9 protein-coding genes and 1 pseudogene are annotated in these 16,731 nt (G+C 44.0%); all 10 read right to left on the bottom strand.

Features of this window, described 5'->3' with window-relative positions:
- Positions 1–77 precede the first annotated feature (77 nt).
- On the bottom strand, positions 78–914 hold the full coding sequence (gene rpsB / locus N5O98_RS24130; RefSeq protein WP_004297204.1) for a 30S ribosomal protein S2: 837 nt from the start codon (positions 912–914) through the stop codon (positions 78–80).
- Between the two features lie 121 nt (positions 915–1,035).
- Positions 1,036–1,422, bottom strand: coding sequence for a 30S ribosomal protein S9 (rpsI, locus tag N5O98_RS24125; protein ID WP_004297203.1), 387 nt, complete (start codon positions 1,420–1,422; stop codon positions 1,036–1,038).
- A gap of 6 nt (positions 1,423–1,428) precedes the next feature.
- Positions 1,429–1,890: a 50S ribosomal protein L13 gene (rplM, locus tag N5O98_RS24120; protein ID WP_004297202.1), complete on the bottom strand. Its 462-nt coding sequence runs from the start codon at positions 1,888–1,890 to the stop codon at positions 1,429–1,431.
- 203 nt (positions 1,891–2,093) lie between these two features.
- Positions 2,094–3,789: pseudogene (locus N5O98_RS24115) on the bottom strand (RagB/SusD family nutrient uptake outer membrane protein).
- 21 nt (positions 3,790–3,810) lie between these two features.
- Positions 3,811–7,026 carry a SusC/RagA family TonB-linked outer membrane protein gene (locus N5O98_RS24110; RefSeq protein WP_118161554.1) on the bottom strand — a complete coding sequence of 1,072 codons (3,216 nt, stop codon included), beginning with the start codon at positions 7,024–7,026 and terminating at the stop codon, positions 3,811–3,813.
- Positions 7,027–7,066: 40 nt separating this feature from the next.
- Positions 7,067–9,613 carry a DUF4962 domain-containing protein gene (locus tag N5O98_RS24105; protein WP_118161553.1) on the bottom strand — a complete coding sequence of 849 codons (2,547 nt, stop codon included), beginning with the start codon at positions 9,611–9,613 and terminating at the stop codon, positions 7,067–7,069.
- Positions 9,614–9,742: 129 nt separating this feature from the next.
- Positions 9,743–11,296, bottom strand: coding sequence for a hypothetical protein (locus N5O98_RS24100; protein ID WP_008641873.1), 1,554 nt, complete (start codon positions 11,294–11,296; stop codon positions 9,743–9,745).
- Positions 11,297–11,344: 48 nt separating this feature from the next.
- Positions 11,345–12,355: a DUF6562 domain-containing protein gene (locus tag N5O98_RS24095; RefSeq protein ID WP_022199187.1), complete on the bottom strand. Its 1,011-nt coding sequence runs from the start codon at positions 12,353–12,355 to the stop codon at positions 11,345–11,347.
- A gap of 37 nt (positions 12,356–12,392) precedes the next feature.
- A complete protein-coding gene (locus tag N5O98_RS24090) occupies positions 12,393–13,130 on the bottom strand; it encodes a DUF3575 domain-containing protein (protein ID WP_022199188.1) in 738 nt (245 codons plus the stop codon).
- 26 nt (positions 13,131–13,156) lie between these two features.
- Entirely contained in the window at positions 13,157–15,760 is a 2,604-nt protein-coding gene (locus N5O98_RS24085) for a DUF4962 domain-containing protein (protein ID WP_022199189.1), read from the bottom strand.
- Between the last annotated feature and the right edge of the window lie 971 nt (positions 15,761–16,731).

Here is a 16,731-nt window from a genome sequence, read left to right as displayed (position 1 = left end):
AATGTGCCAATCTGCCAATCAAGATACAAGCGTATAAATATACTCTTGCACATTAGCAAATTGGCACATTTTATATATTAAGCCTCTTCGTCTTCCTTGATGAAAGCAGCAGCTTTAGCTGCGTTAATAGCTTCTTCGTCAGACTTGTCGAGTCTAGCTTTCACTGATTTCTTCTTGCCTTTGTTAGCAGGAGCTTCACCAGCAGCTTCCATATCGATCTTTTCAGCTTTTCTTTCTTCCAAACCTTCGATCATTGCAGCGCAGCAAGCATCCAAGATAACTTCTACAGATTTAGTAGCGTCATCGTTAGCAGGAATTACGAAATCTACGTTTGAAGGATCAGAGTTAGTATCAACGATACCAAATACAGGGATACCCAGACGGTTAGCTTCGCGAACTGCGATGTTTTCTTTCATTACGTCGATAACGAACAATGCAGACGGCAGACGAGTCAGGTCAGCGATAGATCCCAAAGTCTTGTCCAATTTTGCACGTTGACGAGAAATCTGAAGAACTTCTCTCTTAGAAAGGTTAGAGTAAGTACCATCGTTAGTCAATTTATCGATAGTAGCCATTTTCTTCACAGCCTTACGGATAGTCGGGAAGTTAGTCAACATACCACCCGGCCAGCGTTCGATTACATAAGGCATATTAACAGATTGAGCTTTCTCAGCTACAACTTGTTTAGCTTGTTTTTTAGTAGCAACAAAAAGAACTTTCTTGCCAGATTTGGCAATCTGTTTCAAAGCTTCAGCAGCTTCGTCTACTTTTGCAACTGTTTTGTGGAGGTCAATGATATGAATACCATTGCGTTCCATGAAAATATAAGGAGCCATTGCAGGGTTCCACTTTCTCTTAAGGTGTCCGAAGTGGCAACCAGCCTCCAATAATGTATCAAAATTTGTTCTTGACATCTTGTTTTTTCTTTAAATCGTTTACTTTCTTTTTTGTTTTTTCTAAACCAACCGCTGGGTAGTCTATGAGCAGAGTCCCAGTAGTTTAGATACTAAACATATTCCTCTATCAGGCAGCACATTAACGCTTGCTGAACTGGAATCTTCTACGAGCTTTCGGCTGTCCCGGTTTCTTACGTTCAACAGAACGAGGGTCACGAGTCATGAAGCCTTCTGCACGAAGAGCGGCTTTATCTTCAGCGTTCATCTTAACCAGTGCACGAGCGATTGCCAAACGCAATGCCTGAGACTGACCAGTGAAACCACCACCACACAAGTTCACCTTGATGTCATACTTCTCAGCAGCACCCAGCTTGTTCAATGGTTGTTTTACAACATACTGAAGAATAGTTGATGGAAAGTACTCTGCAAGGTCTCTCTTGTTAATAGTAATCTTTCCTGTACCTTCGCTTACGAATATGCGTGCAATAGCACGTTTACGTCTGCCTAATGCATTTACTACTTCCATTATATCTTATTTATATGAATTAATATCAATCATTTTCGGGTTCTGAGCAGCCTGTTTGTGTTCGCTACCAGCGTAAACATACAAGTTATTCAGCAATTTAGCTCCCAGGATATTCTTAGGAAGCATGCCCTTCACTACTTTTTTCAGTAATCTCTCTTCACCGTTCGGTTTTGTGATCAAACGGGCAGGAGTCATTTCTCTCTGACCACCAGGATAACCTGTATATGACAAATAAACTCTGTCATTCCATTTGTTACCAGTCAGTTTTACTTTGTCTGCATTGATGATGATAACGTTATCACCGCAGTCTACGTGAGGAGTAAAGTTTGGTTTGTACTTTCCTCTCAGCAATTTTGCAACTTTTGCTCCCAGACGACCTAAAGTCTGGTCTGTAGCGTCAACGATAACCCATTCTTTGGTTACAGTCGCTTTGTTTGCAGAAATGGTCTTGTAACTTAAAGTATCCACTCTAATTTTGTTTTTTAAATGTTACTACTAAAAATTTTCTTCACCACTCATTAGTCTTCCCCGGACAAAGGAATACTAACTTGCTATGAATTAATCTCTTATCATTTTGTGATAATAATCGGCTTGCAAAAGTACGGCTTTTCTTTGAATTGGCAAACTATTTTTGTATATTTTTCCAGCCGCCTATTCTATTGAGAGTCTTCTTAATACCCGTTATTATTCATTCCATTGAGTTTCGGATTACTTTGTATCTCTTTCAGAGGGATAGGGAAAAAGTTCATGTTTACCCTCCGTAAAATTCCGGTAAGCCGGATATGGTTTGTTCTCTTTCTGATTGACGGAACTGATCTCACCAAACAGTTTCAGAGCCTTGCCCAGTACTCCCCAACGTATCAGATCATATTTGCGTTGTCCTTCAAAAGCCAGTTCAAAGCCACGTTCCCAGTAAAGAGCTGTACGGAACTTTCCTTCCGGTGTAGAATTATCGATGAAAGTGAGGTTATGTGTCTTTTTCCGTACGCTCATCATTTCATCATAATTCGCTTCTGTAATAGAAGTTGCTTCAGCACGTGTACGTACGCTATTCAGCAAATCCCATGCTTTCTGTCTGTCCGTTCCCGTTTCATTATACGCTTCGGCAGCCATCAATACCACATCAGCATAACGCAAAGGGCAATAGTTCACATCCGCATAATTGATATTCTTGTTCCACGACTCTTTTGGCATCCATTCCCGGCGCCATTTTCCCACATACCAGCTACCTGCGCTTCTTTCTTCTTTTACATGCTCTTTTTTAGTACCATTCCAGGTATAACGATAGGTACAAATCGCCACATCATGACGCTTATCATTCTCTTCGAAAAAGTTGCGCCATTCGGGAACGACTATAAAGAAACCATTGGCACGTCCCATATACTGACTTGCTTCGGATGCGGAAATTCCGGTAGGTTCCGCTACTTGTGGGCCGTTATAAATTCCCCATGCTCCACCATTACGACGTCCTTGCGAATGATAGAAAGCAATCTCCCAAAGGCTCTCCTTATTATTCAGTACCCCTTGCGAGTAGCTTTTAAAGAGTGCCTCATAACCACCGTCATAAAAATCATGGTATCCTTTCTTTTCAAAAGCCTCCCACTCTTTTATCACTGCATCGAAATTTTCCATCCGCTTACTGTCCTCCGGACGTTTCAACTGTCCATTCGATTGAAGGCTATATCCTGCACGTTGCAAATATACACGCATCAGCAATGCACGGGCAGCCCCTTGCGTCACCCGTTCGGGACTGGAAGAAGCAGTTGCCCAATCCAGATTGTTTTTAGCGAAAGTAAGGTCGGATATAATCTCATCATAAATCACTTCCCTGTCCACACGTTCACCAAAAGCAGATTCGTAGGATGATGAATAAGATGTTTTGAAAGGCACATCTCCCCAATATCTCACCAAATCAAATGCGAGGAAAGCACGCAGAAAACGAGCTTCCGCTTCCAATGCTTTCAGACGGGTATTTTCTGCGTATCCTGTCATGCCACAGATTCCGTCAATGGTGAGGTTAGCCCGGTCGATTCCCTCATATTTCAGTTTCCAGATACTTTCAATCCACGTATTCGTGGAGTTTAGCTGATAATGTGCAATATCGTGAACCTGATTGTCAGACTGCGTACGAGCCGTATAATAGGTATCGTCTGATGCAGGAGAAGCCATTTCGTACCAACCATAATGATTAAAGTCCGACAATGAACTATATATTCCCATCACTGCCATTTCCGCTTTATCTTCCGAATCGAAATAGCGGTCCCGGTCATATTTTGAGTTAGGTTCTTCCGTCAGCAAATCCTCACAAGAGGAAAATCCTGTTGCCAATAGGGCGAATACGGCATATAATAGATGTATCTTTTTCATGATTACTATGTATTTAAAGAATTAAAATGCTACGTTGAGACCAAAAATAAAAGAACGGCTAAGCGGATATGCCCCAAAGTCAACACCCGGTGTCAAACCGCTTTTCATCGTAGAGACTTCCGGATCGAAACCTGAATACTTGGTCCAAGTCAACAGATTATTACCGGTGGCATACAAACGCAAGTTCTTCAATCCTACCCTTGCAATCAGGTTTTTAGGGAATGTATATCCCAAAGTCACATTACTTAGTTTCAAATAGGAAGCATCCTCCACTGCCCATGAATGAATATAATTGTCTCCTTGTTGAGCATCATGATAAGCAGCTACGGTTTTACCAGCATTCAGAGCAGCCAGTTCTCCGGGATCTGTCACTTTCTGCCCATCCGAATTGATGGTCATCCAACGATTAGAGCTATTCATCACATCCAATGCGTTGTAGTTCAAGCTACCTACCTTACTGGTAACCAGTTTGGTCGCATTCAGCACTTCGTTGCCATAGCTGAAAGTCAGGAATATACTCAAATCAAATCCTTTGTAAGTAAAAGAGTTGTTCAATCCTCCGTAGAATTTCGGTTGAGCGTTACCAATGACCGTTTTATCATTTTCATCAATCACATTATCGTCTCCGGCCAAGTTCTTAAACTTCCACATACCCGGACGAATCCGGCCTTTATCACCATGATAAGGTATCCCATCTTTCAGGGTATAGGTCTGCGTAGAAGCATCATAATTGAAATCATCTACCTGATACAGCCCTTCGGTGATGTAACCATAGAACTGTCCTAATGGTTCTCCGACAGCAATACGATGAGTGTTTTGGTTAAAGCCGAACCTGGCTTCATAGAGTTGCACCGCCTCACCGGTCAATGCTTTCACTGAATTTTTATTGTGAGATAGCGTCAGTGTAGTGTTCCAACTAAACTTCTTTGTAGAGAAATTCACAGTATTCACAGTCAGTTCCACACCTACATTCTTCGTTTCTCCGGCATTAATCAACATACTCTGATAACCGGAAGAATAAGGCAACTGGGCGTTAAGCAGCAAGTTACTACTCCTATTTATATAGAATTCGGGTGAAATGGTAATGCGTTGATTCAGAAATCCTAAATCGACCCCCATATTAAAAGTCTTGTTCGCTTCCCACTTCAGATCGGGATTCGGTATCTGCTTGGAAGCATAACCGGGAGTAAGCTGATCTCCCATAGCTGTGATGATGGAAGACATCAAAGCAAGGCTGTTATAACTACCGATTCTGTTGTTACCCGCCAAACCGTATCCGATACGGAATTTCAAGTCGGAGAAAACATTCAGTTTCTTTATAAAATCCTCTTCACCCACACGCCATGCTGCTGATACGGCAGGAAAATATCCCCATTTATTATTCTTACCGAATTTAGAAGAGCCATCCGCACGGAAAGTTGCGGAAAACAAATACTTATCGGTAAAGTCATAGTTGAGACGAGCGAAGAAAGAGAGCAGATTGTCATCATAGTTTTCATCGGACGAAGCAACGGATGGAGTACCCAGACTCATATCTCCCAAAATGAACTCATCGGTAGGCAACCCACTGACACCGGATTCGAGTACACGAGTCCAGCGTTTTACAAATTCCTGTCCCAATTGTACCACCACTTTATGCTTCTTCTGAAAACGTTTGTCATAAGTCAGGACGTTAGAAGTCTGAAAACTTCCGGTCTCCGTATTTCTGATAGAGCCGTAAATACCGTTACGTCTTCCCATTATAGATTGGTCGCCATAGAAAAGTTCCCGGCGGTAAAGCTGATAACGCATACCCGTATTGTTGCGGAAGGTCAATCCTTTGATGATTTTGAAAGTCAGTCCGCCATTGGCTTGCAAAGTACGTGTTTCCTTATTATCCTTTTCTTCAGCGGCGGCAATCAACGGGTTCTGCATCACGTTTCCGTCCGCATCGCTTAATACAGGGTCTTCTCCTGCCAACAAATCCGAGTCATTGCCACGTATACCAATGGTAGGACGGTATTGCAAAATCTGAACCATTTTATTAAACTTTGCATCTACATTACTTCCGCCTTCATTCGTACCGTTTCCGGCAACACCTGCTCCATACACTTTCAGATAATCGAAGTTGATACGTCCTGTAACGGAGAGCCGCTTATTCACTTCGCTTTTCACGCTAAGCGCAATATTATGTTTGTCGCTGCCGCTATATACCATCGCACCTTCATCCTTGAAGTAACCATAAGACATATTGTAGTTCAACTTATCATTGCCACCGTTGACGCCTACCCGGTAATTTTGCGTAACGGTAGTGCGTCCCATCGTACGGTCCAGCCAGTCGATACCTTTACGATTGCCGTAGTTCTCATGAAGATCGACAAAACCACCATAACGATTCTGCCATGACCGCATACTTTCCTCGGGATCAGTAGCATCTCCTAATGTTCTTTCATAATCCGCCAACACAAATTCCTCCACACTTAATACATCTAACCGCTTGGCAAGCGTACGCACACCGACATAAGAATCGAAAGTAAGAGTCGCTTTCCCTTCACTTTTCGCACCGCTTTTGGTGGTGATTACCACTACGCCATTCGCTCCCCGGGCGCCGTAGATGGCTGTTGCCGAAGCATCTTTCAACACGTCGATACTTTCAATATCGGCAGGATCAAGGCTGGACATGCCATCTTCCGTCGGAAATCCGTCGATAATATAAAGCGGCTCGTTGCTTTGCGTAATTGATATACCGCCACGAACACGCACTGACATCGTAGCACCGGGCTGACCGTCTGTCTGTATGATCTGCACACCTGCCATACGTCCCGCTAAAGCCTGGGTTACATCAGACGAAGGAACTTTGAGCAAATCGTCGCTTCTCACAGAAGCCACGGAACCGGTCAGGTCTTTACGCTTTACTGTTGCATAACCGATAGCTACCACCTCATCCAACAATACCGACGCAGCTTTCATGGTCACATCAATCTGTTTTCTTCCTTTCACGGGTACTTCCATATTTTCCAATCCGATAAAAGAGAAAACCAAGACATCTTTCTGCGGATCACTAACGGTAATGGTGTATTTACCATTGATATCGGTAATGGTACCCGTGTTTTGTTTTCCTTTCACGGTTACATTTCCTCCAATCACTTCCAAGCCTTCGTTGTCCACCACCTTACCGGTAACGGTCAAACTCTGGGCATAAATGCCGGATGCACCGACAAGAAGCAACAAAATGCAAATAATTCTACTTTTCATCATATTCTGTTTGTTATTTATATTCACTATGTTTCATTGTTTATCATTGATTTACTACCCGGGTAGATATAGGACTCCGGTCGGTCATTTCAACCACCCGATAAGCCCCGTCTATCTCATCGTAAAGCAACGAGGAACCCGTATATTGTCGAGAGTAAAAATTGCCATTCAATGCAGGATTGTCTGTTCCATAACTAAATACCGCCTGTTCGGTACGATGACTCACAGTCAGTTCCGGCGCCTTAGAAGCATCCAAAACGGCTTTGATCGTCCAGTCGCCTACGTTAAAGGTATCACCATCACGGTTAATAATAGAAACAGCCTCATCTCCTACCTGAATAATAGCCAGGAAACGGGTGGCAGAACAACCGTCAACCCGTGCAGTCAAGTGCCACTGGTTAGGATACTCCGCTCCGGTGATGGCGGACGGCACTACGAAACGGTCCGTTTGAGACAGCGTAAAAACATGTCCTCCAAACAGTTGCGTCACTGCCACCCATCCTTTGGTTTTATTATTTGTAGACAACGTTTTCTTTGTTACATCCATCTTAAATTCCGTAGGACTATGCAATAACCACTCCCAGCGGACAGCTTCCGAAGCCTCCAGTTCATCATACACAATCACCGTATGAGGATGAAGCATCAACACATGCCGGCGGTATTTAGTCAACGGGGTGGCACCGAATCCATTTTCCGGTGTCTGCTCAATACCTGCCTGCTTGAAGTAGCCAACCCACATCGGGTCATTGCTGATACCTCTGTAAGCATGTGAAGCATCCCCCAAACAGTAACTGATATGCTGTCCGCCCATAGCACGCATCACACTGCCATAACCTTCGGTAGAATAAGGTTGTCCGATGCCGTTTACCAACAGTGAATTATGCGCCCTCGTATGGCGATAGGACATCAGATTATGAGCATCGCTGAAATTCTGATAATAGCCCGTACTGCGATACACATCGACACCTTTATACAACAGGTTAAAAGCATTCTGACTGGCAGTAGTGTGACTGCCGGACCCGAATGTACTGGAACGGAACGAGAGCGCAAGATCCTTTCCCGTATCTTCCGGAGCACTGTGCATGGCTACTTCACCAGCGTCTTTATACCATACCATTTTATCAGCCCCGGCAGGAAAAGTTGTATTGTAATCCTGCTCGGTGCACATCCGGTAAAGACGCAATTCATAATCCCGGCGCAACAGCTCCCAACATTCTCCGGCATACCATTCGGCATAGGAATCACCCGTTTCACACGCCAGATAATCAGCAAAGGCAGCAACCAAACGGTTGGGTTCGCTACCCTTTTCACTATTGTCACCAAAGCCATTGCTTTTCGATCCTGGCGGACAAGTATAAACCAGCGAGCGTCCGACATTCTGATACCACGGATGCGATAGATAATCGTACCGACTGATAAATGAAAGAAGAGACGGCATATACGCCAAAGTCAAGATATTGGCACTGAAATAGCCAGTACCATTGTGCCATATACCGTCGCGATTGAAGCCGGAGGCAGGAGCACGGGCTGTCCACAATTCATAATAATACTCCATCATGGGCAGCACTTCGGAAGAATAGGCCGGTTTGTCGTAAAGCGACAAAGCCACTTGAAAGAGGATGCGCATATTCTGCTGCCAAAAATGATTATCAAAGAGATGGTTTTCCTGAAAACCGCAATTTACCTTGTAATAGTAACGTGCCACACGCATCATCAGTTCTTCGGCAGCAGTACGATCGGAAGCAGACAAGTTATTATAAAGCAGATCGTAGGCTGCAACAAGACACCATGCGATGTTGCTGGCAGTAAAGTTGGATGCAAAAAGTTGTCCATCAGCAGGGGGAGCGACAATCAACGCTTCGAGAAGCTGACGTAACTTTTCGGCATAAATTTCTTTTTGGGTTAAATGATAGGCCTGATAAAGATAAGTGGCATGTTGCCGGAGCTCTTCTGCACGGCTATATAAATCAGTCATTCCGGTGTATTCGGCTTTCAATGCCTGTGAAGCACGACTTTGTAGTTCTGCATATTCAGGGTGTGAAGTGACACGGTTACGAGCCTCTCCGATACGGTCGTCTAAAAAACAGTAAATACGAGGATGCAGACGGGGAGCATTTGCTAAGAATGTCTGAAAAGGAGGTGTTACAAATTCCGGTGTATCATTCTTTAATTCGAAACGATAGATAGCACTCCATTCACCGGGCGTAGTTCCATTAAGATTGGTGGAACGAAAGCGCCAATACCATGTGCCGACCTCCAAACGACGATGAAGATTATACATACACCATTCCTGCGGTTCGGAAAGTAGCGTTTCGGAACTGCTGAAATCTTCAGTACGTGAAAGGGAAAATTGCAGTCTTTCGCCCGTCTTCATGGCTTGAGGAACAATAAGAGGAGCAGGATTCAGATACAATTCATTATCTGCTTTGGGATAAGGTTGCGTCCGTATCTTATCCTGATAGGCATCGGGAATTCCGGCAGGCATCTCTGGCTGCGTACTGTCCGGTTCGGGCAGCGAGTCAGATGTACAGCTACAGAACAACTGTACAATGAACAAAAGAAAAACCGATAGGCGAAATGTGGTGTGCATATTATTTTCTTTTCTAGGTATAAGATTAGAGGGCTATTTTCAAAAGTTTCAATGTAAGAAGAAGGTAAAGCGGGACGGGGGATCCCACTTTCCTTGAACTTCTATTGAGTAAGGTCGATTATTCAGTGACTATTTAAAGATTGTAATCATTGGGCGGCAAAGAGCTTTCTGCGAACTACCAGTAACTTTCAGACTACTTGCTTTTGCATCCAGCACCTGCTTAGTTGTTTTATCCACATTAATGATTACACCGGAAATATCTTTACTTCCATTAACCGTACAAGAGGCATAATATACGGACTCAATAGGATCCCGGTCAAACATTACACCATTTTCAAATGCAAATTCCGGCATTTCTCTGAAAGCTTGTCCACCAGTGGGCTCTACCTCTCCTATTTTAAATAACATTCCCATGAATTCACCTAATTGATCCACTGTAGGAATATACCATGAACTCAAACTTTCACCATCAAGCGGATGTTCATTCACCCAGCTATTATAAGTTGTCATAAATGCAACTTCTCCAATACCTGTAAGTAAAGCATCTGTAGCCTGTGTTCCATTAGTTACAGTTGCATCTGTTGTAACTAAAGAGCTCATTGCGGCATTATTAAGAACCTGACGACCAGTCGCTACATTCTCAATCGCTACCGCATATCCGGCAATTGTCTTGCCCTGAAGTGCTACAGGATAATTAGCCGGCACATCACTACCGATAGCCTCCATTTTGAAAACAATACCGACAGCATCTGCTGCATCACGTACCACTTTACCTTCAGCATTGATATAGCTACCAACTTTCATTTCCAATGCTTCATAATCCGGATCCACTCCTACTTCAATGTCAAAGTTGCCATCTCCGATTTCAAATTTAGCCATAATCTGCATATTAGCATCCAAAGGTAATGTATTTGCCGGTATTTTAATCTCTTTACTATATCCGCCACTCAATGCCATGGTTATTTCTTCTGTAAATTTACCTACATTTGAAGGAGCAAAAAAGAAATTAGCGAACCAATTGCCACCCGCAGAAGCAAAACTTGCATTTGTATAAGTCACAGGAGTCGTAGCAGTACATTTACCCTCTAAAATATCATATCCACTCAAAGCGTTGTATGTTATTTCCAGTTTATTAGCTGCCGCAGCTACTTCCGGATTCTTCGGTTTTACGCTCACATTAGCAAACGGGCGTTTCAATGTCACACTAGCATTACCAATCGTTTCCAATTTTCCGCAGAAAGCGTCGCTGGCTGCCATCAACGCATCATTAGTCAGATCGAATGATGCAGTATTATATCCTACAGCTCTCAAATCGGCAGTGTTATATACTTTATTAGCAGCACCGCTTTCCGGTACGTATTCAGCCCAAAACAATGCTTTCGACACTTCTTTTTGTTCATCTACAGAAATAGTGAAAGATACCTTACCGTTTGTAACCGGTTTAGTTACCTGATCGCCTATCTTATTGCCATCAGCATTCAGTAATTGCATGATACATTGCATCGTATAACCGTCAGGAATGGTAACCGCACGGCTAAAGACGTTATTTACAGGAGCCTGTACAGAGATAGTAACAGGAGCATTGATTTCTGTTCCGTTGTCCGAAACGATTTCTTCTTGTCCACAGGATACGAAAAGCACTACGAACAAAGCCATTAGCGAATAAAATAAGTTCTTTTTCATGATCTTAATTGTTTTATGGTTAAGCAATTCTTAATTGATTTATCTATTTTATAATTCTCCAAGGTCTACTTCCAGATCACCGTCATAATCGGGGTCGATCCCTATTCCTCCATTGGCATCGGAAGTCAGGAAGTTACCACGTACCGTTGTGTTTTTGCCCCGTTCGCAAGGAATACGGAAAGCAGTACGTGCCAGCACTTCATTCTTCTCATTCAAGATTTCGAGCTCTACAGGGATGGAAACGGTTTCTCCGGCATCGGTCAACACATAGTCGAATCCCAGTATCAGTTCTTTCGTACCATCGGCAGGGCGTTCAAAGGCCACTTTATATTCCATGTACATGAGCGAGTTCTTGGGTACATCATCCCACAAATTGTAGCCGGTAGGCAAATAATCACTGTACTTCATACGAGCGGTAAAACTTTCACCTTTCAGTCCGCCTGTGGACAGTTTATTGAGAAACGTCGCTACATCTTTAGCCACCAATTCATAGCGTGCTACAGGACGATACAGTTCAACGTCAAGGCTTGTTTCAGCTCCCCAATGATTGCGGAAAGAAGTCAGGTCTGCCACAGCAGAAGCAGCAAAAACATCTTTATAGCGGCTATTCCCTATATACTTTCCGGCAGGAAGGATAAAAGCCAGATTCTTGGCATCGTAAACAAGTCCCTGTTCCGGTGTCTCCGCATTCACATAATCGGCCCACACCAGGATGCGGTAATTACGGGCGTGCAGCTTCATACTAACAGACAGACTGGCACGGTTAAAATCCTCTTCATATACCGTTTGCCGTGCCGCCACCTGTCTATCCAGATAGGCTTCTACGATGAAACGACGCAGATAGTTGGTTTCCGACGCACGGGTGATGGTCACCGGTGCTCTTTCTGCCAAGCTTAGATTCATTGCCAGATTAAGGTTGAGTGTTACAGCTGTCGGGGCCACTCCCAGTTCTCCTTCGGGAGTCATTTCCGGTTCTTCGTGCAGGCTGCATCCATTCACCAGCAGGGTGATGAACAACAAGAAAGTGCACTGTGCCAGTATATATAAATTTCTTCTCATATTGTTATCTTATTTATATGTATGTTCCTATCTAAGGTTAGAAGCGGTAGACTAACGATGCTCCCACACGGGTTATCCCCCAGTAATGACGGACACGCGTATCCAGCTGTGCGCCGTTGTCTACATTATAATAGGTGTTATACTTCATGTTGGCATATCCCACTCCCAGATTAAATTCCGCTCCCCAGTGTCTGGAAAGAGGGAGTTTGTAACCGTAGCTTATTCCGGCTCCCAACAGCGGACGATCAGTATCTTGATAACGGTCATCGTTCCACTTCACGTTAAACCATGCCACGTGGGCGTGCAGTCCGACAAAGTGTCCCCGTCCTGTTTCATTTCCTATCCACCAGCGGGCTTCAGGTTGCAATGCTACCGTACGCACGCCGTGCTTATCCCCCAAGTCCCACAAACTGCAAGTCAACGGCAACTCTACCGTGATCTTTTTATGCACCTGCATTTCCATGGCAAGGTTCAGCAAAGCACAAGCATCATATATTACATTCGTTTTCAATGCCAGATAGCGTTGACCATCAAAGGCAGCCGCTTTCTTTCCTGCATTCTCTTTGCCGGATTGGCGTTTATCCTCCTCCTTTTTTGAAGAAGTCGCAACTGCTGTTTCCTGCTTTTTCCCGCCGGGCTTGTAAACCGTAGTTTCCTCCGGAGCTGCCGAAGTCTGTACACGGGGTTTACCGGGAGTCTGTGCCGACAAGACGGTTATGCCCGATAATGCAGCCAACAGACATATAGTTCTCAGATTAAAAGTAGAGTGTCTCATATATTCGTATCTTTCATGTTCATTGATCAGATTTCCAGTTCGGGCACTGTATCCCTCATTACCGTTTCGTACCCATCCTCATTGATGACAGTAGCTTCACCTTTATAAGTGATATTCACCTTCTCTTGAGTGCTGCGGATAAAGAATGAAGGAGCACCGTCGGATTTCAGGTTAACACTGATCAGCCATCCGCCCACTTTGATACGTCCGTCGGACAAGATTTCGGGATCTTTGGCAGGATATTTCAGTGCATGTGTATTGATGACAGTGGCAAAACGATATACTTGTGCCTTTTCCGATGTAGCGGTGAAATGCCAGTGATTAGGATACTTCTTGAACACCCCTTTGTCATCAGCACGTAGCCAGTTGACTGCCGGATAGAAAAAACGGCTCGTCGTATCTGTCTGCAATGTTCCGGTGGAGAAAAGATAAGCGTCTGATGCTCCTCCGCGGTTCGTGGCTTGAATATGCACGAAGCGATGATTCGATTGATCCACTGTCATGGGATTTTCTGTGGTATGCAGCAAATAACTCCAGTTTACAGGTTCGTCTGCCACGAGTTCGTCATAGATAAAGATGAGTCCAGTCTTTCCCAAATTGACAATGTGACGGCGGAACGTTTTCACATGGTTCTCATCCCAGCCATTTTCGGGCGTATAATGCACCTCCGACTGTTCGCCGCGTGTCAGCCAAAGCGGTGAAATCACTTTTCCGTAAGCATTGGAAGCATCACCCAGCACATACCCGATCTTCTCGCTGGCATAATAACGGGGAATCCATCCATATCCTTCCGTACCGATACGTTGTCCCATACCGTTCACCAAAATCGTATTGTGAGCACGTGTGGCACGATGGCACAACATACTATGTACGTCGGTAAACTCAATATGGTGTCCGCTACTGTAAAATAATGGTTTTCCACCATAGAACGTATTGAAAGCATTCTGATTGGCAAGTGCATGAGAGGTAGAACCATAAGGGCTTGACCGGAAACTCCACATCGCATTTCCACCTACTCTGTCCCAGTTCGTCTGGAAAGAGGCAAGTCCTGTTGCGGGGAAGACGTATCCTGCAGGGAGTGCTGTCAATCCTTCACCTTCCGGCAGAGGTTTATCACATTGCAGGCGGAACCAGGCAAGATCACCGGGCTTACTCAATAAGGCTTTCTTCATATAATCCGGTTCCACTTTCAATGTGCGGCGTACGAAATCAGCGGCATACGTGTTTCCGGTAAGGCGTGCCAGCGCATCCAAATAGCCTATACGGATGCTGTTGGGACGTGCCACATTCTGATGTGAACTTCCGTTTCCTCCGGATTTGGAAAAAGGAGGTTGCTGGAAGATGGTATACATGATATTTCCCTGATACCAAGGATCGGAAAAGAAGTCGTAACCGGTCAGTTTGCTATAATAGTAAGGCACTTCGACTAATGTACGGGTGTTGACCGTAAAGTAAGAATCGCCATTGTGCCAGCCACCGTCTTTGTTCAATCCGGGGAAACGTGCCAACCATACGTTATAACAGTAATCCACCCATGTGTTGGCTTCGGGTAGATCGCCATATACACTGAATGCCGCCATTGTAAGGATGCGAAGTGTCATCTGCCACACATGATTGTCGGCGATGTGGTTCTCCATCCGGTTATTAAAGTTCTCATACATTTCACCACCTTTATTTTTGATGGCTTCCAGTAATGCTTTCTTTTGTGATGTATTCAACCGGTCGTAGAAAGAATCATAAGCCATAGAGCAGAGAGACAATAAGCTAGAAGCATTAAAATCTCCTTTCACATTCTTATCTTTATCCCAGTCGGCCATGATAAATACCCGTTTGATGGCTTCGTCAGCATATTTAGTATCCTGCGTCAGCAACCAGGCCCGTATCAATGCTTCGGTATTTTCTTCTTCCGCATCGATGATGCGACGGCTTTCACGAGTGAGGTATGAATTTATCTGCATCTCGTTCTTCAGATTCTTCACCTGCGAGACATTAATATCTTTCACTGATTTCATTGGAGTCTGAAGTACCTGATCTGCACGTTCAAGATACCATTGCCTTTCTGCCTTTTGTTTGCTGTGATTTATAAAGTCCTTCCATTCGTTCTTCATGATCCACACACGCGGATGGTCGGCAGGTAGTTTTGCCAACACTGTTTTCAATGAAGGCGGACAGAATTTGCCCGGACGATCTTCTACGGTGACTTGCTGTGTGCTTCCCCAAGTCACTTGTCCGTTTTCTACATAACCGAACTGCCAGTACCATACACCCGGCGCAAGCGGTTGTTCCGGATTATAGAACGGCCAACGAGTTTCCACCTGAACAACTCCGGACTTCAATCCGGCATCCTGCGAATAACGTAACCGATAGGTAATCTTCGTTTTATCTACCTTCTTTACTTTGTGTTCGAACCCATCCAACGGACTGTCCTGCGAGTTCATGTCCGAACGGAGCGGCCATTGGAAAGAAACCGCACGGTCATTTACCACCGCTTTATCAAGAGGATAAGGAGTGGCACGCATTTCATGCATCAATGTCTTCTCCGTCAGCTTAATAACTGCTTGTTTTTGCGCATGTGTCATCTGTGCAGCCACAGACAAGATTACGAATGAAATCAATAATACTTTTTTCATGATATCAAATGATTGGTTTTTCTGTAGGCAAATGTAGATAAACCGTCCGAAACGGAACTTTCAATTCATTTCTTCCTTCTCTGATACTGTCTAACAGGACTTTGTTTTCGTTCATTTCAACTTAAAATTCGTCCAAAACAAGCGTTACAGGAGGCTACAAAGAGGGTAAAAGGGTAATATAGCCCCCAAAACGGAATGACTGGAATTGATAGAAAGATGAAAGTTATTAGTTCTTGTTTAGGTTTTCACCACAGAGGACGCGGAGGACACAGAGGTGAATTTGGTTTATGACTTACGGTGGTGACCCTAATTTTGATGCGTAATCCTTCCTCTATAAAGTTGAAAAAACATAAAAACATCTGTCACCTGCAACCAAACGCGTGTAATACACTAGTTGACAAACAGTTGTATCGTTGCAGATACTGTTGCAGATAGGTTGCAGATCAAAGTATCTGCAACACAGTATAAGCCTTGCATAAGCCAATTCTCCAGGAGGGCAAAAGTTTATTGTATGCATTAACTTCCCGTTTCCAGGCGGGGAACTGTCGTTTCCGGCATTAGAAATTACAGTTTCCACGGTAGGAAACGAGAGTTTCTAAGGCGGGACACTACAGTTTCTACGTAAGGATACTGTCGTTTCCCCGTAGAGACACCACAAATTATCCATAGAGTCACCCCAATTATCCCATAGCTTTGCATAAAGGAATCAAGGCTTTTTCTTTGATTATATAACGCGTTGCAGATACTTTATCTGCAACCTATCTGCCACAGTATCTGCCACGTTCCAACTATTTGTCAATTAGTGCATTACACGCGTTTGGTTGCAGGTGGCAGATGTTTTTATGTTTTTCAAGGTTCTTCGTCAAATTTGGTGGTACTTCTTCTATTGTGAATAAATAATCTTCGCTCTCAGTAGTTTAATTCCTGCCCTATTGTACATCTGTCTTTTTACCGCTTTAATTTTATTCACT

Origin of the sequence: Bacteroides sp. LFL-34, assembly GCF_027257075.1 — a bacterium.
GTDB classification, from domain to species: Bacteria; Bacteroidota; Bacteroidia; order Bacteroidales; family Bacteroidaceae; genus Bacteroides; species Bacteroides ovatus.
The sequence above is the reverse complement of the archived record's forward strand: the minus strand, read 5'-3'. Positions and strand labels throughout refer to the sequence as shown.

Excerpts from the sequence above, each read along its gene's own strand:
- rpsB (WP_004297204.1), bottom strand. The coding sequence starts at position 914 with ATGTCAAGAACAAATTTTGATACATTATTGGAGGCTGGTTGCCACTTC.
- rpsI (WP_004297203.1), bottom strand. The coding sequence starts at position 1,422 with ATGGAAGTAGTAAATGCATTAGGCAGACGTAAACGTGCTATTGCACGC.
- N5O98_RS24110 (WP_118161554.1), bottom strand. The coding sequence starts at position 7,026 with ATGATGAAAAGTAGAATTATTTGCATTTTGTTGCTTCTTGTCGGTGCA.
- N5O98_RS24105 (WP_118161553.1), bottom strand. The coding sequence starts at position 9,613 with ATGCACACCACATTTCGCCTATCGGTTTTTCTTTTGTTCATTGTACAG.
- N5O98_RS24100 (WP_008641873.1), bottom strand. The coding sequence starts at position 11,296 with ATGAAAAAGAACTTATTTTATTCGCTAATGGCTTTGTTCGTAGTGCTT.
- N5O98_RS24095 (WP_022199187.1), bottom strand. The coding sequence starts at position 12,355 with ATGAGAAGAAATTTATATATACTGGCACAGTGCACTTTCTTGTTGTTC.
- N5O98_RS24090 (WP_022199188.1), bottom strand. The coding sequence starts at position 13,130 with ATGAGACACTCTACTTTTAATCTGAGAACTATATGTCTGTTGGCTGCA.
- N5O98_RS24085 (WP_022199189.1), bottom strand. The coding sequence starts at position 15,760 with ATGAAAAAAGTATTATTGATTTCATTCGTAATCTTGTCTGTGGCTGCA.